The 6,419-nt window shown below is 63.6% G+C and carries 8 protein-coding genes and 1 tRNA gene; 7 read left to right on the top strand and 2 right to left on the bottom strand.

What is annotated here, in order from left to right; translation table 11 throughout:
- From I0K07_RS09440 to I0K07_RS09430, 3 genes are all read left to right on the top strand, one after another.
- On the top strand, window positions 1-305 hold a 305-nt coding region (locus I0K07_RS09440; RefSeq protein ID WP_203292706.1), incomplete at its 5' end, for a biotin/lipoyl-containing protein.
- Window positions 306-317: 12 nt separating this feature from the next.
- A complete protein-coding gene (locus I0K07_RS09435) occupies window positions 318-797 on the top strand; it encodes a DUF805 domain-containing protein (protein ID WP_203292704.1) in 480 nt (159 codons plus the stop codon).
- A gap of 25 nt (window positions 798-822) precedes the next feature.
- A complete protein-coding gene (locus I0K07_RS09430; protein WP_203292702.1) occupies window positions 823-1,341 on the top strand; it encodes a hypothetical protein in 519 nt (172 codons plus the stop codon).
- A 5-nt stretch (window positions 1,342-1,346) separates the two neighbouring features.
- Here I0K07_RS09430 and lipB read toward each other — a convergent pair whose 3' ends face one another.
- Window positions 1,347-2,048: a lipoyl(octanoyl) transferase LipB gene (gene lipB, locus I0K07_RS09425; protein ID WP_203292701.1), complete on the bottom strand. Its 702-nt coding sequence runs from the start codon at window positions 2,046-2,048 to the stop codon at window positions 1,347-1,349.
- Between the two features lie 82 nt (window positions 2,049-2,130).
- Here lipB and I0K07_RS09420 point away from each other — a divergent pair, with 82 nt between their 5' ends.
- Window positions 2,131-2,379, top strand: a complete 249-nt coding sequence (locus I0K07_RS09420; RefSeq protein ID WP_203292700.1) for a FliM/FliN family flagellar motor switch protein — start codon at window positions 2,131-2,133, stop codon at window positions 2,377-2,379.
- Between the two features lie 63 nt (window positions 2,380-2,442).
- A tRNA-Leu gene (locus I0K07_RS09415) sits at window positions 2,443-2,529 on the top strand.
- 310 nt (window positions 2,530-2,839) lie between these two features.
- Here I0K07_RS09415 and I0K07_RS09410 read toward each other — a convergent pair.
- Window positions 2,840-3,754 (bottom strand): hypothetical protein, encoded by a 915-nt coding sequence (locus I0K07_RS09410; protein WP_203292699.1) that lies wholly within the window; start codon window positions 3,752-3,754, stop codon window positions 2,840-2,842.
- Between the two features lie 248 nt (window positions 3,755-4,002).
- Here I0K07_RS09410 and mgtE point away from each other — a divergent pair, with 248 nt between their 5' ends.
- Together mgtE and I0K07_RS09400 are read left to right on the top strand one after the other, a co-directional pair.
- Window positions 4,003-5,394 (top strand): magnesium transporter, encoded by a 1,392-nt coding sequence (gene mgtE / locus I0K07_RS09405; protein ID WP_203292698.1) that lies wholly within the window; start codon window positions 4,003-4,005, stop codon window positions 5,392-5,394.
- Between the two features lie 48 nt (window positions 5,395-5,442).
- Complete coding sequence (locus I0K07_RS09400) at window positions 5,443-6,390, top strand: Kelch repeat-containing protein (protein ID WP_203292697.1); 948 nt, start codon at window positions 5,443-5,445, stop codon at window positions 6,388-6,390.
- Window positions 6,391-6,419: the final 29 nt, after the last annotated feature.

Genomic DNA, 6,419 nt, shown 5'->3' with positions numbered 1-6,419 from the left:
GCCATCGCGGCTTCACCGCCACGGCCATCGTCTGCTCGCCGCGCTCCGCGGAACTGCATGTGCGCCTGCCGGAGAAGGAAAAGCCGGACATGGCCAAACTGGTCGTCTCCCCCATGCCGGGCCTGGTGGTCACGGTGGAAGTGGAGGAAGGCCAGGAGGTCAAGACCGGCGAACCGCTCATCATCGTGGAAGCCATGAAAATGGAAAACGTGCTGCGCGCGGAAACTGACGGCATCATCAAATCCGTCAAGGTGGAAGCCGGAAACTCCGTCGCAGCCGACGAACTCATGATCGAGTTCGAATAGGGAAAAAGCGCCATGGATTATCAGTACGTCTTGCTGAACCCGAACGGCCGCATCGCGCCGCGGGATTATTGGATCGGCGTGCTGATCATTTTCGGCGGCAATCTGGCCTCCGGACTGGTGCCGCTCCTGGGCGGGCTGGTCTGGCTCGGTCTGATCTGGGTGGGCATCTGCGTCTATGGCAAGCGCCTGCATGATACGGGACGTTCCGCCTGGCTGCATCTCATTCCCTGGGGCGTCAGCCTGGTCACTTCCCTGATCAGCGGCATCATTCTGGGCGGTGCGATCCTGGCGGCCATTCTGGCCGGCGAGAACGTCAATGTGCTCAGCCTGCTGGCGGCTGGCGGGGTCGTGTCCGGCCTGGCCGGTCTCTCCACCCTGGTCTGGCTGGGCTATACGCTCTGGCTGGGGCTGGCCGAAGGACAGGCCGGCGCCAATGCCTATGGGCCCGCCCCGATCCGCATCATTGATGTCGCCCCGGCTGGCGACGAATAGGCCGCGCAGTCACACAGGACGTTCCATGAACCCGCTCGTGCTTTTCCTGCCTGTCTATCGGGCTTCGGTGACGGCCTATCTCGGCGGTATTGCCCTGTTGGCTGTGTTCGACTTCCTGCGCCTGCAATCCGGCCTGCCGGGCCTGATGATGGTGTTCGGCATGCTGGCGATCTGGTTCTTCGTCCTGTCCCTGCATGTGAACCGGCGGCGTCATGCCGGCCGTGACATCGCCTTGGCTTTCCTGCCGGTAGGCCTGGCGATCCTGGGCAAGATGCTGGGCAGTTTCATCGCCCTCATGCCGGGCATTTACAGCGCCATGATGGAGTTCGCCTCCGGCAATGGCGTGGACACATCCGATCCGCAGGCCCTTCAGGAAGCCCTGTCCGATCCGGGCTTCCAGACCGAGTTCCAGCGTCAGCTGGAAGCCAATCCGGAGCTGGTTGAGCACATTGCTTCGGCCTCCGGCAGCGGCTCTTTCCTGGGGTTCTGGCTGGTCATTGCCGGTTTTGCGATCTGGTTTTCCCGCATGCAACGGGCCGGCTGAGCGGCTCAGGCGGTTGTTCCGAGGGCGGGCGCCCCGACGCGCCGGGCATCCCCGAAAATCTCCGTGAAGGCCAGGTGCAGGGCCGAATCGAAGTCATCCAGGCTGACATCCAGGCCCAGATCCTTCAGCGAGGTCACGCCATAGCGCGGATCGGAAATGCCGCACGGCGTGATACCGCCGAAATGGGAGAGGTCGGGCGCGACATTGAAGGCGATCCCGTGGAAGGAGACCCAGCGGCGCAGGCGCACGCCGATGGCGGCGATCTTGTCCTCGCGGCCGGCGCCCCGGTCCACCCAGACGCCAACCCGGCCTTCGCGCGGACCGGCCACGACATCAAACTGGGCCGCCGTGCCGATCAGCCATTTTTCCAGGGACTGGATGAAGGCGCGCACATCGCGGCCGCGCCGGGTCAGGTCCAGCATGACATAAGCCACGCGCTGGCCCGGTCCGTGATAGGTGTATTCCCCGCCACGCCCCGTCTCGAAGACCGGAAACCGGTCCGGCATGAGGAGATCATCCGGCTTGGCGCTGGTCCCGGCCGTGTAGAGCGGGGCGTGTTCCAGCAGCCAGATCAGTTCCGGCGCTTCACCCGCTGCGATTCGGGCGGCGCGGTCTTCCATGAAGGCGACCGCTTCGGGATAGGGGACAAAGCCTTCGGAAACGGCCCACTCCACGGCGGGAGCGTTTTGATCAGGCTGTAATGTCATATCGGCCCTTCTTAACACTGCGGAAACCGAATGCGACAAACATCGTGTCCGAGCCATCGAATCGCAAGTCAGGAGCGCTCCCGTGTCACAGGTCGGATCCGTCGACGTCGAAATATCGGTCCTTCTCGGCCGATCCAAGATGCCGATTCAGCAATTCCTGCGCATGGGCCGTGGTGCCGTCATCCCGCTGGACAGCGGCGAGGACGACCAGGTGTGGATTCTGGCCAATAATCATCCCATTGCGCGTGGCGATGTCGTGATCCAGGGCGATCGCATCGCCGTGTCCATCACGGGACCTGCCGACGCCAACGAGTTCTTCGCCGCTGCATAAAGGGTTGCAGAACACTCTTCACAAGGCGCGGGGATGTTGCTATCTCCCGCGCCTCCATGACGTGCGGTCGTGGCGGAATTGGTAGACGCGCAGCGTTGAGGTCGCTGTGGGGTAAAACCCGTGGAAGTTCGAGTCTTCTCGACCGCACCATTTTATCTCTTTGATCTCACGGCAGTCCGCTTTGCGGACGCCTCCGATGGGCGGCCCATAAGGGGCCGACGCGCGGTCGCGCTTGCGGGCCTGTGGCCCGGGGTTTTCAGATGTTCCCGCTCCGCTCGACCCGAGCTTCGGCACCCACTGACGGTGCTGGGGTCGATGCTTACATGATACGCGGCTCAGGGCTGTGCACAGCGTGCGTGTCCGGGTTTATGGAATTTGCGCTCGCACATGACTGCGACGGGTTGGCCCTGCCGCAGCAGGGCCGGTGTGCCGGTCAGTCGCTGGCTGCGGGCAGGGGTGTTTAGCCTCGCATCGGATCGATCACGGCCCGGCGATAGGCCGCTGAGACAATGCTGATGGCGACCAGTGAGTAGGCGGTCGTGATCAGGATGACCGGCAATTCCACCAGCAGGAATTCCCACATGAAAGCCGGGTCATCGGCTTGCAGCGCCCATTCCGACGTTCCGACTGGCAAATTCAGCGCGCTGCGAAGAATTTCCAGCGTGGCCATGATCACGACCGTCAGGACGATCATGACCAGGGCATTGCTCCACAGGGCGCCAGCGAGACCGAAGCTCATCCCTTGTGATTCCTGGACCGCAGTGCCGAACCAGGTCTTGCGACCCAGTGCAGCGGCCGGAAAGGCGAAGGTGAAGCGTGTCATCACCAGCGAGATGACAGTGAGGCCCAGGCCCAGAAGGAAGCCAAGCCCGATATCGAACAGGGTGGTCGGCGCTCCGGAGTTCACAAGGAGGGCATTGATGATGGCATAGGGCAGGAGGAGGAAGGCGAACATCAAAAGGGCGATGATGCCGCCCACGATCCAGCGCAGAACGACAGAGAAGAAGCCGCGCTCCGGCAGGCTGTGCCCGGTTTCCTGGAAGGGTTTTTCCAGCAGGAACCGGTGTCCGAGGAAGACCGCGCCACAGCTGGTGAACAAATCCATGATGCCAAGCGGGATGCCGGTCAGGGCCGTGATTCCCGTCGACAGGGCGAAGAGGAAGGAGATGGCCAGAAAGAGTGCGAAAATTCGCCCGGCATTGACCCGCAGTCCGGCGAGCCCTTCCAGGAAGAGGCTGCCACTATACAGCTTGGTCCCGTCCGCCATCCGGCTGACCCCGCTCAATCCGCAAACCAGAATGATGAGCATGCCGACCAGAACGCCGCCCAGCCCGCCCAGAGCCAGCGGGATATATTGTTCGAAACCAGAATTCACGTGACGCCCCCGATACAAAAACGCAGCAACCCAAGATTATCGGGGCGTCCGGGTCAACGCGTTTCTGGTCTGACCGGCTGCCAATGGTTGATTGCCCGGCTCGGGATTGTGCCGGTCGGGCAGGGGCAAACGCTGAAAAGGCGTGATTCCACCTGAAATTTGTCGTGTTTGGACCTGATACCGCACTCGATTTTGCGCGTTGCGGGCCCTAGTCTGTGACGCAGATTCAACCAGCCGGGGAGGGAGATATGAGCGAAGCCGCTTTGGAAGACGATCTCCTGATGGATTCCCCCGCGCGGGCGGATACCGACCCTGAATTCGTTGCCAATCTGCGCCAGGCGATTTCCGACCAGGATGCCGAGCTTATCCGGCGCATGCTGGCCCCCCTGCACGAGGCCGATATCGCCGACGTGCTGGAGCAATTATCGGCGGGCCAGCAGGAAGTCCTGGCCACGATCACGCCGGATATCTTCACCGGTGAAGTCCTGGCCGAGCTGGAGCCCGGCTCGCGCGAAGTCGTCATGTCCTATCTGGACGCCTCGCACCTTGCGGCGGCGATCCAGGAACTGGATTCGGATGACGCCACGGAAGTCGTCGAGGAACTCGATGATGATATCCGCGCCGCCGTTCTGGCCGAGATCTCCGACATTGACCGTCAGGCCGTCGAGCAGAGCCTGGCCTTTGATGATGAGACGGCCGGTCGTCTCATGCAGCGCGAATTCGTGGCGGCGCCGGAATTCTGGACCGTCGGTCATGCGCTGGACCATATGCGCGCCACGGACGAGGAATTGCCGGACAAGTTCCACGATCTCTTCGTGATCGATACCGGCTTCCGTCCGGTCGGCGAGATCCCGGTCTGCCGTCTCCTATCGGCCAAGCGCGATGTCGCCCTCTCGGACCTGATGGAAACGCCGCGCATCCTGGTGGATCCGGAAACCGACCAGGAAGAGGTCGCCTATCTCTTCCAGAAATACCACCTCGTCTCGGCCCCGGTGGTCGATACGGCCGGGCGCCTGACCGGCATGCTGACGCTGGACGATATCGTCCACGTCATCCAGGACGAGAACAAGGAAGACCTGTTGGCCCTGGCCGGCGTGAACGAGGCCGGTCTGGCCGATACCGTGTGGAGTTCCGTGCGCTCGCGGGCGCCCTGGCTTCTGGTCAATCTGTTCACCGCCATTCTGGCTTCCGGCGTGATTGCCCTGTTCGAGGGCGCCATTGCCCAGGTCGTCGCCCTGGCCGTGCTGATGCCCATTGTCGCCTCGATGGGCGGCAATGCCGGGACGCAATCCCTGGCCGTTGCCGTGCGCGCCATCGCCGAACGCGACCTGACGGCTGCCAACACGATGCGCGTGGTGGGACGGGAATTGGCCACGGGCGCGTTCAACGGACTGATCTTTGCGGTCGTGATGGGTCTGGTGACCCTGGTCTGGTTCCAGGACTTCCAGCTCGCCGGCGTGATCGCCATTGCCATGGTGGTCAATCTGGCCTGTGCCGGCCTGTCGGGCATTCTGGTGCCGCTGGGCCTGGTGCGGGCCGGGGCCGACCCGGCCGTGGCCTCCTCGGTCTTCGTGACCACGGTGACCGATGTGGTGGGCTTCCTGGCCTTCCTGGGACTGGCGACGCTGGTTCTGTTATGATGTTATGCAACCCGGCAAGGGTGCGTCAGATAACAACAGGGTGGTTTCGTGCGTAATTGGATGCTTCCGGCGATCATGTCGTTCATGGTCCTGTCGCCCGTTGAGGCGCAGGGACGCTGGGAAACCGCGGCCCGGCTGGACGCGCCGCGCGCGGGTCTGGCGGTTGTGGTGCATGAGGGGCGTGTCTACGCCGCCGGCGGTTCCGGCCTGACCACGCCGCGCGCCGAGTTTGAAAGCTATGATCCGGAATATGACCGCTGGTTCCCGGAAAATCCGCTGCCGCGCGGTCTGGAACAATTCGGCATGGCCAGCCTGGACGGCCGCATCTATGCCTCCGGCGGGTATGCGCCCGGCGAGGATGGCATGGTGGGGCCCAGTGCCGCCATGTGGTCCTGGTCGACCGAGAGCTATATCTGGCAGAGCGAGATTGCCATGCCGGGCTCGAAGGCGGATTTCGCCCTCGTGCCGCTGGACGGGCAGCTCTACGCCATTGGCGGCCTGCATGATGACGAAACCGTCTTCGCCTTCGATCCCGAAGCGCGCGAATGGGACAGTCTTGACGCGCCGGCGGGTGTGACGCGCCGGGCAGCGGCCACGCTGGCGGTGGACGGTCGGATCCATGTCATCGGCGGCATCAGCGCGGACGGTGCCAGCATCCGCCACGATATTTTCGATCCGGAAAGCGGCAGCTGGAGTGAAGGCCCGGCCTTGCCGGAAGCCCGCTCGGGCAGCGCTGTGGCTCTGTATCAGGGCCGGGTGCATTTGTTCGGTGGCCAATCGGCGGACGGGCGAACGACTTTGCAGACCCACATCTCCTGGGCGCCGGGTGAAACCGGCTGGACGGCGGAGGCGGATCTGCCGGCTCCGCGCACCGGCGCCGATGCTGTCGTGCTGGAACGGGGCATATTCCTGGTGGGTGGCGGATCGGGTGGCGGTTTCTTCGCGCCCTTCACGGCTTTGGACGCAACAGATGTCTTCCAAGACGACGCCAGCTGACGCCGCGGTGCCGGGCTTGCAGGGCAGGC

The sequence above is a fragment of the Maricaulis parjimensis genome (genome assembly GCF_016817355.1).
GTDB lineage: Bacteria > Pseudomonadota > Alphaproteobacteria > Caulobacterales > Maricaulaceae > Maricaulis > Maricaulis parjimensis.
This window is presented reverse-complemented; position numbering and strand designations above follow the sequence as displayed.

What these genes read in the sequence shown, in the direction of transcription:
- I0K07_RS09435 (WP_203292704.1), top strand. Translation starts at nt 318, where the DNA reads ATGGATTATCAGTACGTCTTGCTGAACCCGAACGGCCGCATCGCGCCG.
- I0K07_RS09430 (WP_203292702.1), top strand. Translation starts at nt 823, where the DNA reads ATGAACCCGCTCGTGCTTTTCCTGCCTGTCTATCGGGCTTCGGTGACG.
- lipB (WP_203292701.1), bottom strand. Translation starts at nt 2,048, where the DNA reads ATGACATTACAGCCTGATCAAAACGCTCCCGCCGTGGAGTGGGCCGTT.
- mgtE (WP_203292698.1), top strand. Translation starts at nt 4,003, where the DNA reads ATGAGCGAAGCCGCTTTGGAAGACGATCTCCTGATGGATTCCCCCGCG.